This is a genomic window from Trichocoleus sp. DQ-A2 (genome assembly GCF_039961915.1).
Lineage (GTDB): Bacteria > Cyanobacteriota > Cyanobacteriia > Cyanobacteriales > FACHB-T130 > FACHB-T130.
The window spans coordinates 154,025-166,488 of record NZ_JAMPKD010000007.1 but is presented as its reverse complement, the minus strand read 5'-3'; the positions used below and the strand labels follow the sequence as shown (position 1 = coordinate 166,488).

At 45.8% G+C, this 12,464-nt stretch carries 16 protein-coding genes; 6 read left to right on the top strand and 10 right to left on the bottom strand.

Annotated elements, in window-relative coordinates; translation table 11 throughout:
* The first annotated feature begins 19 nt into the window (after window positions 1–19).
* Complete coding sequence (locus NC997_RS08995; RefSeq protein ID WP_190527443.1) at window positions 20–421, top strand: DoxX family protein; 402 nt, start codon at window positions 20–22, stop codon at window positions 419–421.
* A gap of 103 nt (window positions 422–524) precedes the next feature.
* On the opposite strand, the gene NC997_RS08990 is transcribed toward NC997_RS08995, so the two are convergent.
* The 4 genes from NC997_RS08990 to NC997_RS08975 all read right to left on the bottom strand — a co-directional run bounded on the left by NC997_RS08990 (window position 525) and on the right by NC997_RS08975 (window position 2,432).
* Window positions 525–956, bottom strand: a complete 432-nt coding sequence (locus NC997_RS08990) for a hypothetical protein (RefSeq protein ID WP_190527441.1) — start codon at window positions 954–956, stop codon at window positions 525–527.
* Window positions 957–1,087: 131 nt separating this feature from the next.
* A complete protein-coding gene (locus tag NC997_RS08985; RefSeq protein ID WP_190414745.1) occupies window positions 1,088–1,567 on the bottom strand; it encodes a hypothetical protein in 480 nt (159 codons plus the stop codon).
* A 170-nt stretch (window positions 1,568–1,737) separates the two neighbouring features.
* Window positions 1,738–1,884, bottom strand: a complete 147-nt coding sequence (locus NC997_RS08980; protein ID WP_348257780.1) for a hypothetical protein — start codon at window positions 1,882–1,884, stop codon at window positions 1,738–1,740.
* Window positions 1,885–1,934: 50 nt separating this feature from the next.
* Window positions 1,935–2,432 carry a 2TM domain-containing protein gene (locus NC997_RS08975; RefSeq protein WP_190527438.1) on the bottom strand — a complete coding sequence of 166 codons (498 nt, stop codon included), beginning with the start codon at window positions 2,430–2,432 and terminating at the stop codon, window positions 1,935–1,937.
* Between the two features lie 271 nt (window positions 2,433–2,703).
* Between NC997_RS08975 and NC997_RS08970 the strand changes: the two genes are divergently transcribed.
* On the top strand, window positions 2,704–3,825 hold the full coding sequence (locus NC997_RS08970) for a site-2 protease family protein (RefSeq protein WP_190527436.1): 1,122 nt from the start codon (window positions 2,704–2,706) through the stop codon (window positions 3,823–3,825).
* 305 nt (window positions 3,826–4,130) lie between these two features.
* Here the strand turns inward: NC997_RS08970 and NC997_RS08965 are convergent, their stop codons facing one another.
* Together NC997_RS08965 and NC997_RS08960 are read right to left on the bottom strand one after the other, a co-directional pair.
* Window positions 4,131–4,790 carry a hypothetical protein gene (locus tag NC997_RS08965; protein ID WP_190527434.1) on the bottom strand — a complete coding sequence of 220 codons (660 nt, stop codon included), beginning with the start codon at window positions 4,788–4,790 and terminating at the stop codon, window positions 4,131–4,133.
* Window positions 4,791–4,795: 5 nt separating this feature from the next.
* Entirely contained in the window at window positions 4,796–5,428 is a 633-nt protein-coding gene (locus NC997_RS08960) for an AAA family ATPase (protein ID WP_190527576.1), read from the bottom strand.
* A 228-nt stretch (window positions 5,429–5,656) separates the two neighbouring features.
* Between NC997_RS08960 and NC997_RS08955 the strand changes: the two genes are divergently transcribed.
* Window positions 5,657–7,039 (top strand): cytochrome P450, encoded by a 1,383-nt coding sequence (locus tag NC997_RS08955; RefSeq protein WP_190527432.1) that lies wholly within the window; start codon window positions 5,657–5,659, stop codon window positions 7,037–7,039.
* 196 nt (window positions 7,040–7,235) lie between these two features.
* Here the strand turns inward: NC997_RS08955 and NC997_RS08950 are convergent, their stop codons facing one another.
* Window positions 7,236–7,433 carry a hypothetical protein gene (locus tag NC997_RS08950; protein ID WP_190527430.1) on the bottom strand — a complete coding sequence of 66 codons (198 nt, stop codon included), beginning with the start codon at window positions 7,431–7,433 and terminating at the stop codon, window positions 7,236–7,238.
* Between the two features lie 279 nt (window positions 7,434–7,712).
* On the opposite strand from NC997_RS08950, the gene NC997_RS08945 reads away from it, so the two are divergent.
* Window positions 7,713–8,753 (top strand): SGNH/GDSL hydrolase family protein, encoded by a 1,041-nt coding sequence (locus NC997_RS08945; protein WP_242031364.1) that lies wholly within the window; start codon window positions 7,713–7,715, stop codon window positions 8,751–8,753.
* A 195-nt stretch (window positions 8,754–8,948) separates the two neighbouring features.
* Here NC997_RS08945 and NC997_RS08940 read toward each other — a convergent pair whose 3' ends face one another.
* From NC997_RS08940 to NC997_RS08930, 3 genes are all read right to left on the bottom strand, one after another.
* Entirely contained in the window at window positions 8,949–10,040 is a 1,092-nt protein-coding gene (locus NC997_RS08940; RefSeq protein ID WP_190429801.1) for a DUF3616 domain-containing protein, read from the bottom strand.
* Between the two features lie 173 nt (window positions 10,041–10,213).
* The gene (locus tag NC997_RS08935; RefSeq protein ID WP_190527425.1) at window positions 10,214–10,882 is read right to left on the bottom strand and encodes an SOS response-associated peptidase; all 669 of its coding nucleotides are present in this window, start codon (window positions 10,880–10,882) and stop codon (window positions 10,214–10,216) included.
* 159 nt (window positions 10,883–11,041) lie between these two features.
* Window positions 11,042–11,875, bottom strand: a complete 834-nt coding sequence (locus NC997_RS08930; protein ID WP_190527423.1) for a DNA adenine methylase — start codon at window positions 11,873–11,875, stop codon at window positions 11,042–11,044.
* 106 nt (window positions 11,876–11,981) lie between these two features.
* On the opposite strand from NC997_RS08930, the gene NC997_RS08925 reads away from it, so the two are divergent.
* On the top strand, window positions 11,982–12,116 hold the full coding sequence (locus tag NC997_RS08925; RefSeq protein WP_277879659.1) for a hypothetical protein: 135 nt from the start codon (window positions 11,982–11,984) through the stop codon (window positions 12,114–12,116).
* Between the two features lie 121 nt (window positions 12,117–12,237).
* Window positions 12,238–12,444 (top strand): DUF751 family protein, encoded by a 207-nt coding sequence (locus tag NC997_RS08920; protein ID WP_190414768.1) that lies wholly within the window; start codon window positions 12,238–12,240, stop codon window positions 12,442–12,444.
* Window positions 12,445–12,464 lie beyond the last annotated feature (20 nt).

Sequence of the window (12,464 nt, the reverse complement as noted above, 5' to 3'; positions counted from 1 at the left end):
AAAGCGATCGCAGGTCAATATGGAAAAATACATTCCCCTCATAGCACGAGCTTTCTTAGCCGCCATTTTTTTGAAATCCGGCTTTGATAAGATTACGGGCTTTAGTGGCACACAACAGTTTATGGCTAAAAACGGCATCCCGTTAGCGCTAACGGGACTGTTGCTAGTTGCGGCAATTATTCTTGAATTGGCTGGCGGATTATCAGTAGTGCTAGGTTACAAAGCGCGTTGGGGAGCGATCGCGCTAATTATCTTTATGATTCCAGCTACGCTAATTTTTCACACCGATTTTGACGACCGAATGCAGGTGATTGCGTTCATGAAAAACTTAGCAATTATCGGGGGATTGCTCATGGTCTACTATATTGGCTCTGGGCCAATTAGTTTGGACGAGCAGATGGCATCTAAGCGTTCTGATTAACTCACTAGCTGAGTTGATGAAAGATGCGATCGCGTTTCCCCTCACTAGCAAGCGTGCGAGCAACACTAAGAATACATACGCTGACGCGATCGCTTTTTAGGATTTAACCTTGTATCTGCTCGTCCATCTGCTGCTCCAATCGCTCTAGCAATGTATTAACATCTGCGGCGACTTTCTCAAAGCAAACGGGAGGTGGAGGTTCTGGTTGAAACTGAACCAGCTTTATTTGCCCCTCGCCAATTCCAATGATCAGAACCTCCACTTCAGGGTTATGAGCCTCCACAACTCCTACCATCTCCTGAAGCTGGTTTTCGACTTTATTATTGAGTGTTTCTATCGCCTCTTTTGGACAATAGACGAAATGCGGCTTTGGTTGCACATCGATCCCTAGATAACCTTGAGTGTCTCCATTTTCTAACCACAAACCCCAAGATAATGCTGCCAATTCTTGCTGATTAGCTTTGACAAACTGAGCCAGCTGGTTTCGCCAGCTTTTTTCTCCGGAATCAGAAGGAGTTTTACCAAATTGAATCATTGCTTATCTTCTTGGGTGGTTACAGATGCATTTGGCGCTGCGAATGAGAGAAAAACTCAACAGCGCGATCGCTGCTCAAGTCTGAATTCTCGCTGACGCGATCGCGCAGCGGATGCGCCTAAGCAGAGAAATTAACTTTCAGGAGATTTTAAAGCTTGATCTAACACGCTCCGAGCTTGCTCTGCTTTCGAGCGAGCCTCGTGGTAGCGCAGATTCACTTGAGCAAAGGTTTTGAGAACCTTAAAACCGTCCTTGAGTTGCGCGATTTCCTCTTCACTCACCGACTTTTCTGAAAACAGGATATCTACTTGAGCGCGAACCTTCAGCGCCTCGGCGCGTGATTCCTGCACCTTCAGCTTCAGTGTGGCAAGGTTGCTCAAAACTTGTACAGCTTGGGTTACGGCGTCTTCATCGCTAGTCCCATCCGCTTCTAGCTCTTTGACTTCAATCAGTTGTTCCGGACTAAATCCATCTTCAAGATCGGTGGGTAGCTTGTCTGCATCCATGAGTTCCATGAGCTGCTCCATCGCTTTCTCACGGGCTTTTTTTGAATCTTTGCCTGAAACAGTCAGGATGACTTCTGGGCTTTGTGCGAGAGTGTACTGAACCATATCTAATGCAGGGGGAATGCAGAGAGAACTTGTCTAGCCGTAACTTGTCTAGCCGTAAAAGTCTGGTTAGTTTAACCAAGCCGACAGGATTATTTTAAGGCAAACGAAAGCTGTTCCTGTAGGAGATATGCTGACTGGGGGAAAATGAGAACTGACAAGTCAGCGCGAGGCTAATCCCTCGCTTCGCTGTTTTCATGCCCAAAGGGCTGTACGCGATCGCGCCTTTGGCATATCTGCCAAGCATGAATTACCGAATCCCAACAGGTTGCATACAACGTCTCTAGACAAAATTCTCGCTCATAAAGACTGATTTTCAACCCCCTTCCTTTGCGTAGCCGCAAATTTCTCTTCGCTAGGGGAATATGCTTTAAGTCTGCCAAGCTTTGAGAACCTTATCCCAAACAGTGGTCAGTGATTGTTTCAATTGGTACTGACGATACCATTTCTGAAAGGCTTTTTCGTAATCTTCGCCTCCCGATTGAAAGGTATTCAAAGCATTAAGCCCTAGAGCTAATCCCCAGAATAAGGCGATATATAAAGACCAAGAAAGCTGACCGGCATTTACTAAATTCAGCAGCATCAAAAACGAATTGATCACTGTATATTTGCCAGCTTGTTTTTGTAATTTGGTGCGTCGGTAGAGATTAAAATCCTGCCGCTTTTGGATTTCTCCCTGTTTGGCTTGCCACTGCTGTTCTGCCACCTGAAGACACTCTGGAGAGATTTCTAATTCAGAGGCGATTTCCAGTAGCTGTTCGCGGGTAAATTCTGTGTCGTCAGTTTGACGCGCGATCGCAATCTGGAGAATTTGCTGAATCTCTTCTTGATTGTAAGAGCGGGTGATTTGAGTTTCGGAGACGGGCATAGGGAAACACCTGCGGTCGTCGAGGTTGGGAGAGTTTTTCTGCCCCAAGGACGTGATGCAGAAGTCAGCCTTTCAAGAGCAGTACTGATTCTATTATGCCGAGGCAAAAGTAAGAATGCCTCACACTAGGCTATTACAAAACCGAACCTTAACGGACGGATAGTACGGTAGCTGAAAGATTAAAATCCTCGTTACATATCGTTACGATAAAGAGGTGCAAGAAAGAGAGGTTCAATTTAAGCCTCTCAGATGTTAAAGCAGAGGTGGCGTAATGAACGGCACGATTCGCGTCGGCAATTTATTCGGAATTCCCTTCAACGTACATCCAACCTGGTTCTTTGTCCTGGCTTGGGTGACGGTGAGTTATGGCAGTGGACTAGCGGCTCAATTTCCCGGACTCGGCGGGGGATTACCCTGGCTACTGGGATTAATTGCGGCGCTGCTGTTGTTTGCATCCGTCTTGGCGCACGAACTGGGACACAGTTTTGTGGCTATCAAGCAGGGAATTGAAGTTAAATCTATCAACTTATTTCTGTTTGGTGGTCTCGCCAGCTTAGAAAAAGAATCAAAGACCCCAGCAGGAGCATTCTGGCTGGCAATCGCAGGGCCTTTAGTCAGTTTGGCGCTGTTTGGTCTAATTAGCGCGATTGGCTTTACCACGAGCATTTCCGGGCCGTTTGGAGCAATCCTCGGAGTGCTGGCTTACGTCAACTTAGTGCTGGCGCTGTTTAACCTGATTCCTGGCTTGCCCCTGGATGGTGGGAATATCCTCAAGGCGTTGGTTTGGAAGATCACCGGCAATCCTTATAAAGGTGTCGTGTTTGCGGGTCGCGCCGGTCAAGTCATTGGTTGGATAGCGATCGCTTCTGGTCTGGTTCCGCTACTATTAGGCGGCGGTCTTAACTTCTGGAACTTGTTAATCGGTTGGTTCTTGCTGCAAAACGCGGGTCGAGTAACCCAGGCTGCTAGAGTGCAGGAACAACTAGCCGCTTTGACCGCAGAAGACGCAGTTATGAGTGATAGCCCAATTGTATCTGAGTCGCTTTCCCTGAGAGAGTTTGTTAACGAGTACATCATTGGCAAAAACGAAGCGTCGCGGTTCTTAGTTACCAATGAGGAAGGACAATTAGTGGGAGCGATCGCAGTTGACGATCTCAAAGCTGTCCCAACCTCCCAGTGGACTGAAATATCAGTCGCACAGCTAACAAAACCCGTCGAATTCTCCACAACCGTCAAATCCGATCAATCTTTACTAGAAGTGGTGACACTACTAGAACAAGAAAAACTCACTCAACTACCCGTGATTCGTGAAAACGGCGTGCTAGTAGGACTTCTGGAAAAAGCTTCGATTCTCAACTTACTCCAGAGAAGAGCGCAAGCAAATCCTGCTTAATCAATTTCGGATTTTGAATTCAGCTAAATAACAAGTGCGCTTAGATGTAGGGGCGGGTTAATAACCCGCCCCTACTGCTATACATCCCAATCTTGCAAATATACCTTGCGATTAGAAATCGCGGCTACGCCAACCCCCTTACCCCCCTTCAAGAAGACGGGGGGCAGAAGTTGCTTCGCTTCTATTCAACAAAATCCGCCTATGCGCTAAGGCACACGCTACGCTAACGCGGACTTTTGAAACCCGCATAGGTGGGTTTAGTCTGTATAGATGCGAATTCTATTCGCCCTCTTTACTAAGAGTATTTACAGCAACCAACTTTTTGAGGCAAAATCAGCAGGCTCATCGGTTGGAGGTTCAGAGAAGATGTTAGATACCCGCTCAGATGTTTTGTGCTTCTGTGGTTGAGCAGCTTGCGGCGCTTTGTGTAGAGCATTGGCTTCTTCAATTAGCTTAGAGTTCGCTTCTGCAAGTTGCATCGCTGCTTTTTTGGCTTGCTCCAGCTCTGCTTTCAACTGTTTGGCTTGCTCTTGAGCTTTTTGATGCTTGTTTAGCAATTTTTTTTGCTCATCCAAATCCGCCTGCAAATTGGCAATTTGCTGGTGTAAAGAAGCTTCCACTTTACGGGTTTCCTTCACAACACCTTTTAAGTCAGCCATCAGAGATTTTTGCTCATCCAAATTGGATTGCAAATTGGTAATTTGCTGTTGTAGAGCTTCTTCCCTTTCGCGTGCTTGATCCAGAGCTGTTTTTAACTCTGTCACACTTGCTTCTAAGTCAGCCTTCGTTGGATTTGAGTTTTTAGCAGGAGTTTTATCAGGCGTATCTGTTGATGAATCCTCTATTATTTCCGCCTCCACTTCTATAACTTCCTCAACGGTCGCCTCTAGAACAGGTTCAGTTTCTGAATCTGGGGATTTTTGTGCTTCTTCGTGTAGTAAGTCTGAGATACGTTTTTTAGCCATTATTTTTAGTTTCTCCAATCACGCTGTATTTCATTAGCCACGCGGCGATAGTCTGCTTCCGCCTCCCGCGCCTTTTTCCCCGCCCATTGATGAATCGGCACCCCCTCAAGAGCCGCTCGTTCGTGGGCTTTGTAGGCACGGACAAAGCTATAGCAAGCAGGAATTCCTAGCTCTTGAAGTGTGTTTTGAGCCTCCAGTGCTTCCCCCAAACTTCGCGCATCCACCTTTGTCAGAAGTACCCGATGGGCGATTCCAACTGGCATGACGGTTTCCCTTACTGTCTCAATGAGTACAGCCAGATCCATCGGCGCACAAGGCGTGGGTAAAACCAGATAATCAGCGATCGCTACTACCGCCGCTAATGCTTCCGATCGCAATGCTGGAGGCGTATCCACTACTACTAAATCGTAGCCTTCTATCTTACGTAAACGACCTAAAAGTTTTGGATCTGTCTCTTGAGCGAGATCGAAGCCCATTCCTTTCTCGCTACGCTCAACCCACCAAGTCGCCGAACCCTGAATATCTGCATCGACCAGAAGAACCCGTTTTTCTTCCGAGAAGGTTGCAGCCAGATTGACTGCTGTAGTGGTTTTACCGACTCCTCCCTTACCGTTGAGAATCGCAATTATTCTTGGCACTGCTCGCTTGTGATGCTGACTCCACCGAATATACCGCTTAATGGGATCGAGGGGAGTTTTTTGTGCATTAGGACAGCGATTGACTGGCACAACCTTTGTCAATCGCTTGTCAATCGCTAGGATGAGAAGCAAGCGATCGCCCTCTGAGGACATCGGGTTGAAAGCCAACACTCCACCCTCTAAACTCGCCACAATAGAATCGAATAGCTCTCAACACGAAACGCCTCAATGGAACTCACCAACAGCCTCCCTAAAGGGCCAAACACTCCGCGATCGCTGCGGTTAATGAAATTTATTTTTCAGCCCATCAAGTACCTGGATGATTATGCAAAAGCTTATGGTGACACCTTCACCATCCAGGGAAGCCAGGGGACTCCGATTGTCTATTTCAGCCAACCACAAGCACTGCAAACGATTTTCACTGCTGATTCTAGTCAGTTAGACGCTGGGAGGGGGAACAGCGGTTTAGAGTTTTTAATGGGAGAAAATTCTCTGCTACTGCTGGATGGCGATCGCCATCAGCGCCAACGACAACTGTTAACCCCTCCTTTTCACGGCGAACGGATGCGGGCTTACGGTCAGATTATCTCTGAAATCGCCGAGCAGGTGATGAATCAATGGACGGTTGGCAAACCCTTCAACATCCGTGCGTCGATGCAAGAAATTACCCTGCGCGTCATCTTACGGGTGGTGTTTGGACTAGATGAAGGGTCGCGTTTGGAACAACTACGCAGCTTAGTCGCTTCAACGCTGGACTTGATGACTTCCCGCTTCAACTCCAGCGCCTTCTTTTTTGAGTTTCTTAAACAAGATTTAGGCGATTGGAGTCCTTGGGGTCGGATGCTGCGCCAAATAAAACAAATTGACGAACTGATTTACGCTCAGATTGCGGAACGTCGAGCGGAAGCTAACCCGAATCGGCAAGATATCCTCAGCTTAATGATGTCTGCTCGTGATGAAGCGGGTCAACCGATGACGGATATAGAGTTACGCGATGAGTTAATGACTCTGCTAGTCGCCGGACATGAAACCACCGCTTCTGCACTGACTTGGGCTTTGTACTGGGTTGACCAATTACCGCAGGTGCGCGAAAAACTGCTCGCCGAGTTGGACTCTGTTGACGCTGACTCCGATCCAAGCGTTATCACTAAACTACCCTACCTAACGGCGGTTTGCTCTGAAACGCTTCGCATCTACCCAATTGCTGCGAATACCTTTGTTCGGGTTGTGCGATCGCCCATCGAGATCGGCGGCTACAAATTGCCTCCAGGGGCGGTAATCATCCCCAGTATCTATTTAGCCCACCACCGGGAGGAAACTTTCCCACAGCCCAAGCGATTCAAGCCAGAGCGCTTTTTAGAACGGCAATTTTCTCAATACGAGTATTTGCCCTTTGGCGGCGGGAATCGTCGCTGTATCGGGATGGCATTTGCTATGTATGAAATGAAATTGGTTCTAGCAACCATTGTGTCGCGTTTTCAAGTGTCGCTCGTTAATAAGCGTCCGGTGATTCCAGTGCGTCGGGGTTTGACTTTAGCCGCACCGGAAGGCATGAAAATGGTTGCAACTCCTCGGCTAAAGAAGCCCGCAAATACTCCAGTCTCAGTGTAATTAGGTTTTTGAAAACGTAAAATTAAACTCCCTCGGATTAGCCGGGGGAGTTTTTATCGATTTATTGCCAATGTACATGGATTAAATAACTTACGCTCATTCGCAATCTGTAAGGGCATGGCTATGCCCTAAACAGGAAATTGAGGGTTAAGAAACCCCTGCTCTTAAGCACCCAATGCGTGTCAATAGATGTAACTTAATAGCTGTCTCCGCCGGCAACTTGGTCGCTATCAGTAGGCACGTATAAGTCTTGATCTAGGGATGCATCGCGGATGGCTAACCACTGACAAATGAGTTCAGTCCCGCTGATCTCGCTAGTTATGTATTGCTCAACGGCTTGTTCCAATTCTTGTGGGGTTTTGGGAACGGGAACAGTACAGATAAGTTCTGGCATAAGACAACCTCTGCTGATAGAACGGGTGCGGGGTAAGACCGTATAAGTCACATTTTAATGACATTTTCAGTAAAAAGTAGCTAAAGTTACATTTTTGAAACATGAGTTGGGGTAGAAGCTTGAAATTCCCTGAGCGAGTAGAGATCGCGCTCATGCATCGGTTGCAGATGACAAGCACAGTCTCTAAACGATCGCTACTCGCTCAGCCATCTTCCAGAAACTTTGCTACAAGGAGAAAGCGGCTGGTGATAACTCTAATCGGATCTTCTGGGGATGTTCATGAAAAAGTTGTGCATGGCGAGTGCCAAAGCAGCGATCGCAATGCCTCGGCGCGTCCTTGCGCTTCTCACGCTCTTCAGCGTTTTGGGAGTTCCGAATCCGGGTTCGGCACAGACTTTTAATCAGATTTATGTTTTTGGAGATAGCCTCTCCGATGTTGGCAATGTATTAAAGGCTACCAACGGGCAATATCCTCCAAATCCACCCTACTTTCAAGGACGCTATTCCAATGGCCCTGTTTGGGCAGATTATCTCGCCTCTAAGCTGAAATTAAAATCTAGTACAGAGACGAACTTCGCCTACGGAGGTGCTACCACAGGCAATTCTAGGCAGATTCCCCCCGGATTGCTGGCACAAATCGAGAGCTTTAAGGCAACCCATTCCTCTGCTAACCCGAAGGCTCTGTATGTTGTCTGGGCTGGTGCGAATGATTATCTAAGAGGCGCTACCGACTCTACCGTGCCAATCAACAATTTAGCGATCGCGGTGAAGTCCCTCTCGGTAGCTGGAGCCAAAAATATCGTAGTCGTTAACTTACCAGATTTAGGAAAGCTTCCTGGCACGCGCACAACTCAACGTTCCGAGTCTCTCAACGTTTTAACGAAGAAGCATAATTCTGGATTAGCCGCATCCCTCAACGGTTTGCGTCAGCAACTCAACTCTGATATCAAAATCACCTATCTTGATGTCAATTCTCTTTACAATCAAGTCACCAACAATCCAAAAAAATTCGGTTTCACGAATGTAACCAACGCCTGTATCAGCAGAGCCAAAATATGTAACAATCCAAACGAATATTTATTTTGGGACAGCATTCATCCCACGACTGCCGCCCATAAGTTATTTGTAGAGTTAGCATTCCCAGCGCTAAAATCTACGCTCGAATCTCGCGCAGTTTCTAGCTCTCAAACCACTGTCTCTCCAACCCCTGTCTCTGGAACCTCTGTTGAACCTACTATTGCAATAGGCGGGATTATATTGGGGGCTGTCGGTGGTGGGTTAATCGTGACGCGCATTCATAGGATGAAAAACAAATCCTAAGAAGCGATTTCCCCTTTCCTAAGTGGCTGGTATGCGAAGGAAGCGATCGCGTTAGCATCGCTAACTTGTCAGTTTGCATTTTTCTCTTTTGCTAAGGGCTAATAATCTCCAACACATTTAGCGATTAGTGAGGTTCTCAATGAACGTGCAATACATATTGTTTGTAAGGACACGGCAATGCCGTGTCCCTGAGAGTTAACAAGGTAGAGACTTCAAACTGAAGACATCTGCAAAAATACCATTCGGCTTCACGACTCTATTCTCATCCGGAGAATCATAAACCACCATTAGAGAATTTGGTTGTCCTAAACAGGGAAACAGTGCCAACCCTTCCGCATGATCGGAACCAAATCTGAAAGGCAGATCAAACAACACTTCCAAATCTCCCTCTTTCTGCCAAGAGATGCTGTTTTCATCACGTTGTAAGGCATTTTTCAGGCGGAAGACTCTCAGCGCACCTTCTAAATCCATCGTGGGTCCCGCTAGAACGATCAAGTCTTCACCATCCAGACATAGTTCCCGGACACCTAACCCATTCAACTCTACAAAATGTTTTTTGTATTGCTTCCCATCTTTGCCAATTTTCTTCAGCGTTAAAATTCCTGGCTCGGTTTCTGCAACTTCAACCTCTAAAATAATTGCCCACCCTCTCAGTACAGGGCCTCGCAAGCCGATAAAAATCCTATCTCCCCGAATCGCTAAGCCTTCGATATCAAATCCATTTTCTTTAGAGGGGATAGAAGTTGTTAGAAATGCCCCTAGGTGCCGATCCTGTTTGAGTGCTTCTATCAGAACGTTACTATTTCCTATTTTTTGCAGACAGGCTGCTGTCAGTTTTTTATCTGGCTGTTCTGGGTGAGAGACTGATTTAACTAATTCACCTTTTACTACAGGAATCCGGGCAAGTAAATAACGGTTTGGTTCAAACTTTATGGTTGCTAGTTTATCAAGATCCTTCTCAAGGTCTTTGCCCTTTATTTTTTTACGCTTTGTACTGTGGGAACCGATGAACCAAAGATAATGGTTTGTATAATCCATTCCCTCGATATCGATTTCGCCTTCCGGATCGGCTAAATCGATGAAATCTTTTACAAAAAATTGCTGATGTTTGCTGAAGATATATGGCTCGACAGGGGATAAGCGCTCAATCGTTCTCGTTTCATCAGAACCTACCCACAAGCTGCCATCAGGTGTCAAAGCAGCCGCTGATAAATCTTGGCTAAGAGGTTCATCAGCTTTGCCGTTGAAGCGAATTAGTACGCGGCTGAGCAAGAAACTTTCTGGCATAACGGCTGCTTTCCTAAAACGGTTTGGACTCGATAGAAATCACTGCCAGCATAGCTCACGCTTAACTGGTTTTTACCCTCTACCGGAAGACAGAAGTTTTGGAAGTATTTGAGGAGGCAAACTGGAAGGTAAGGCGATCGATGCTCACCCGACTATCTTGAGAGTGCGATCGCTTAAAGGCTATTGATCAACTCCGCCGTATCATTCATTGGTTTATTTACCTTTGTGCTGACTGGATAAGTTGCCATTTCTTCTGCTGAATATGGACGCAACAAAGGCTGTAATAACTCCGGCTTTTGCACCTGTGAATCCAACCACAAATCATAATCTTTTGGATCGAGAATGACTGGCATTCGGTTGTGAATCGGGCGCATTACCTCATTGGGTTCTGTTGTCAAAATTGTGCAAGAATCTATTTCCTCACCGTCCTCTCCTTCCCAATGCTCCCACAAACCAGCAAAGCCGAAAGGTTGTCCATCATTGACGCGACAATAAAATGGCTGCTTTTTCCCGTCTTGCTGCTTCCACTCATAAAAACCATCCGCTACTACTAAGCAACGTCGTTGTTTAAAAGCTGCCCGAAAAGCCGGTTTTTCGGCTACCGTTTCCGCCCGTGCATTAATCAGTTTTGCTCCCATTTTTGTATCTTTTGCCCAACGAGGAATCAGCCCCCAATGCAGCATTTTGAACTGTCGTTGAGACTGTTCTGGATTTTGTAAAATTGTCTGTACTGACTGGGTGGGCGCAATATTATAACGAGGCATCAGGAGTGGAACATCATTTACCTGGAATGCTTGGGCGATTGTCTCAGCGGACTTACTTTGGGTAAATCTTCCACACATACTTCTATCCCATGTGGTAAATTACAAATTTGCAAGCTTATTTCAATCGAGCAATTAACACTCTAACGGTCGAATAATATATACATCCTATTATAACAAATCCCAATAATTAAGGAAAATTGTACGGCAAATACTTTACGTTATTTTATGGACAAACAGTTATCTTGCATAAGATGTGATTAATAATTCAGATATTTTACCCCGTTTTCTAGCGTTGGAATTAATCATTCTGGAAGCTGATATCTCATAAATATTAAAATTGCTGTAAATTTCTCGGATAAACAGACAGTCAGAATTAGAAAGCATCACTTTGACACCACGCTTCGCCAGTTCTACAAAGACATCCCTGAGCCGAATTTGGTCAGCTTCATTAAAAGAATTACGGCTATAGGCGGTAAAGTTACTGGTAGAGCTTAGAGGATAATAAGGCGGGTCAAAGAAAACAAAATCTTCAGCGTTTTCCGCAGATTGCAGGACAGCTTCAAAAGGTTTAACATCAATCAGGGCACTCTGAAGTGCAGCGGAAACTGCCCTAAGTAAAGCTGAATTACAAATTTTTGGATTTTTGTATTTCCCAATCGGAACATTAAATTGCCCTTTTGAGTTTTCTCGATATAATCCGTTAAAGCAGGTTTTGTTGAGGTAAATAAATCGAGCAGCTCTTTCTAGAGGGGTGTTAGGTTGCATCAATCGCACGCAGTAATAATACTCCTTACTATGATTCATTTGATGCTGGTGCAAAAATTCAATTAGCGGTTCTACTTCATCCCTTACACATCGGAAAACATTGACTAACTCGCCATTAATATCCGTCAAAATAGATACTTTCGGCAATAAATGAAAGAAAAGAGCGCCGCCACCCAAAAATGGCTCATAGTAAGTTGTAAATTTTGGGGGAAAATAGGGAATATATTGCTGAATTAGCTGGCTTTTCCCACCAGCCCATTTTAGAAAGGGACGCGCTATTTCTTGTTGTGTCGCCTGAGTTGACATTGCTTCTAGCTATCTAAAAAAATTAAAGCGTTTGTAACAGTTGTTGTGGAAGTGGGGGGATATGATTTAATTTAGAATACCTAGCGGGTTCGACAGGAGGAAAAAAATGACTATCACCGCGACCAAAACACGCGATCGCTCTTATGAGTCCGTGTGTTATCGGGCAATGTGTTATGAGTCAATATGTCGCGGTTGCACAAATATAGTGGGTAGTAACCTGCTACCACCGGACGCTTGGTGAACCATCTCTCGACGAAACCCCATTTAGGGGCGATGCCGAGCTTGTCGAACTCGCAGACAAATGTTACCAGTTAAGATGCAGTGACTTATCGCCGCTTTTTGTGTCGGCTACTTTAAATAATATGTTTGATGGCTTTTGGGAAAATATCTCTCGCTACCCCCGCTACTTTGTCACCATTATCCTAGGGGTATTCTTTTATACCTTTGGGTGGTTGAAACCGCTACTCCAAAATCGAACCAGCGCGATCGCTTTGATGGGCTTTCTGGTGGCAGCCTTAACTTTTATTACCCTAACCCTACGGGCGATGCTGGGAGTGAGTCCGATTTAGGTAGGATGAGTAAAAGCATT

What these genes read in the sequence shown, in the direction of transcription:
- NC997_RS08995 (WP_190527443.1), top strand. Translation starts at nt 20, where the DNA reads ATGGAAAAATACATTCCCCTCATAGCACGAGCTTTCTTAGCCGCCATT.
- NC997_RS08990 (WP_190527441.1), bottom strand. Translation starts at nt 956, where the DNA reads ATGATTCAATTTGGTAAAACTCCTTCTGATTCCGGAGAAAAAAGCTGG.
- NC997_RS08985 (WP_190414745.1), bottom strand. Translation starts at nt 1,567, where the DNA reads ATGGTTCAGTACACTCTCGCACAAAGCCCAGAAGTCATCCTGACTGTT.
- NC997_RS08975 (WP_190527438.1), bottom strand. Translation starts at nt 2,432, where the DNA reads ATGCCCGTCTCCGAAACTCAAATCACCCGCTCTTACAATCAAGAAGAG.
- NC997_RS08970 (WP_190527436.1), top strand. Translation starts at nt 2,704, where the DNA reads ATGAACGGCACGATTCGCGTCGGCAATTTATTCGGAATTCCCTTCAAC.
- NC997_RS08965 (WP_190527434.1), bottom strand. Translation starts at nt 4,790, where the DNA reads ATGGCTAAAAAACGTATCTCAGACTTACTACACGAAGAAGCACAAAAA.
- NC997_RS08955 (WP_190527432.1), top strand. Translation starts at nt 5,657, where the DNA reads ATGGAACTCACCAACAGCCTCCCTAAAGGGCCAAACACTCCGCGATCG.
- NC997_RS08950 (WP_190527430.1), bottom strand. Translation starts at nt 7,433, where the DNA reads ATGCCAGAACTTATCTGTACTGTTCCCGTTCCCAAAACCCCACAAGAA.
- NC997_RS08945 (WP_242031364.1), top strand. Translation starts at nt 7,713, where the DNA reads ATGAAAAAGTTGTGCATGGCGAGTGCCAAAGCAGCGATCGCAATGCCT.
- NC997_RS08940 (WP_190429801.1), bottom strand. Translation starts at nt 10,040, where the DNA reads ATGCCAGAAAGTTTCTTGCTCAGCCGCGTACTAATTCGCTTCAACGGC.
- NC997_RS08935 (WP_190527425.1), bottom strand. Translation starts at nt 10,882, where the DNA reads ATGTGTGGAAGATTTACCCAAAGTAAGTCCGCTGAGACAATCGCCCAA.
- NC997_RS08930 (WP_190527423.1), bottom strand. Translation starts at nt 11,875, where the DNA reads ATGTCAACTCAGGCGACACAACAAGAAATAGCGCGTCCCTTTCTAAAA.
- NC997_RS08925 (WP_277879659.1), top strand. Translation starts at nt 11,982, where the DNA reads ATGACTATCACCGCGACCAAAACACGCGATCGCTCTTATGAGTCCGTG.
- NC997_RS08920 (WP_190414768.1), top strand. Translation starts at nt 12,238, where the DNA reads ATGTTTGATGGCTTTTGGGAAAATATCTCTCGCTACCCCCGCTACTTT.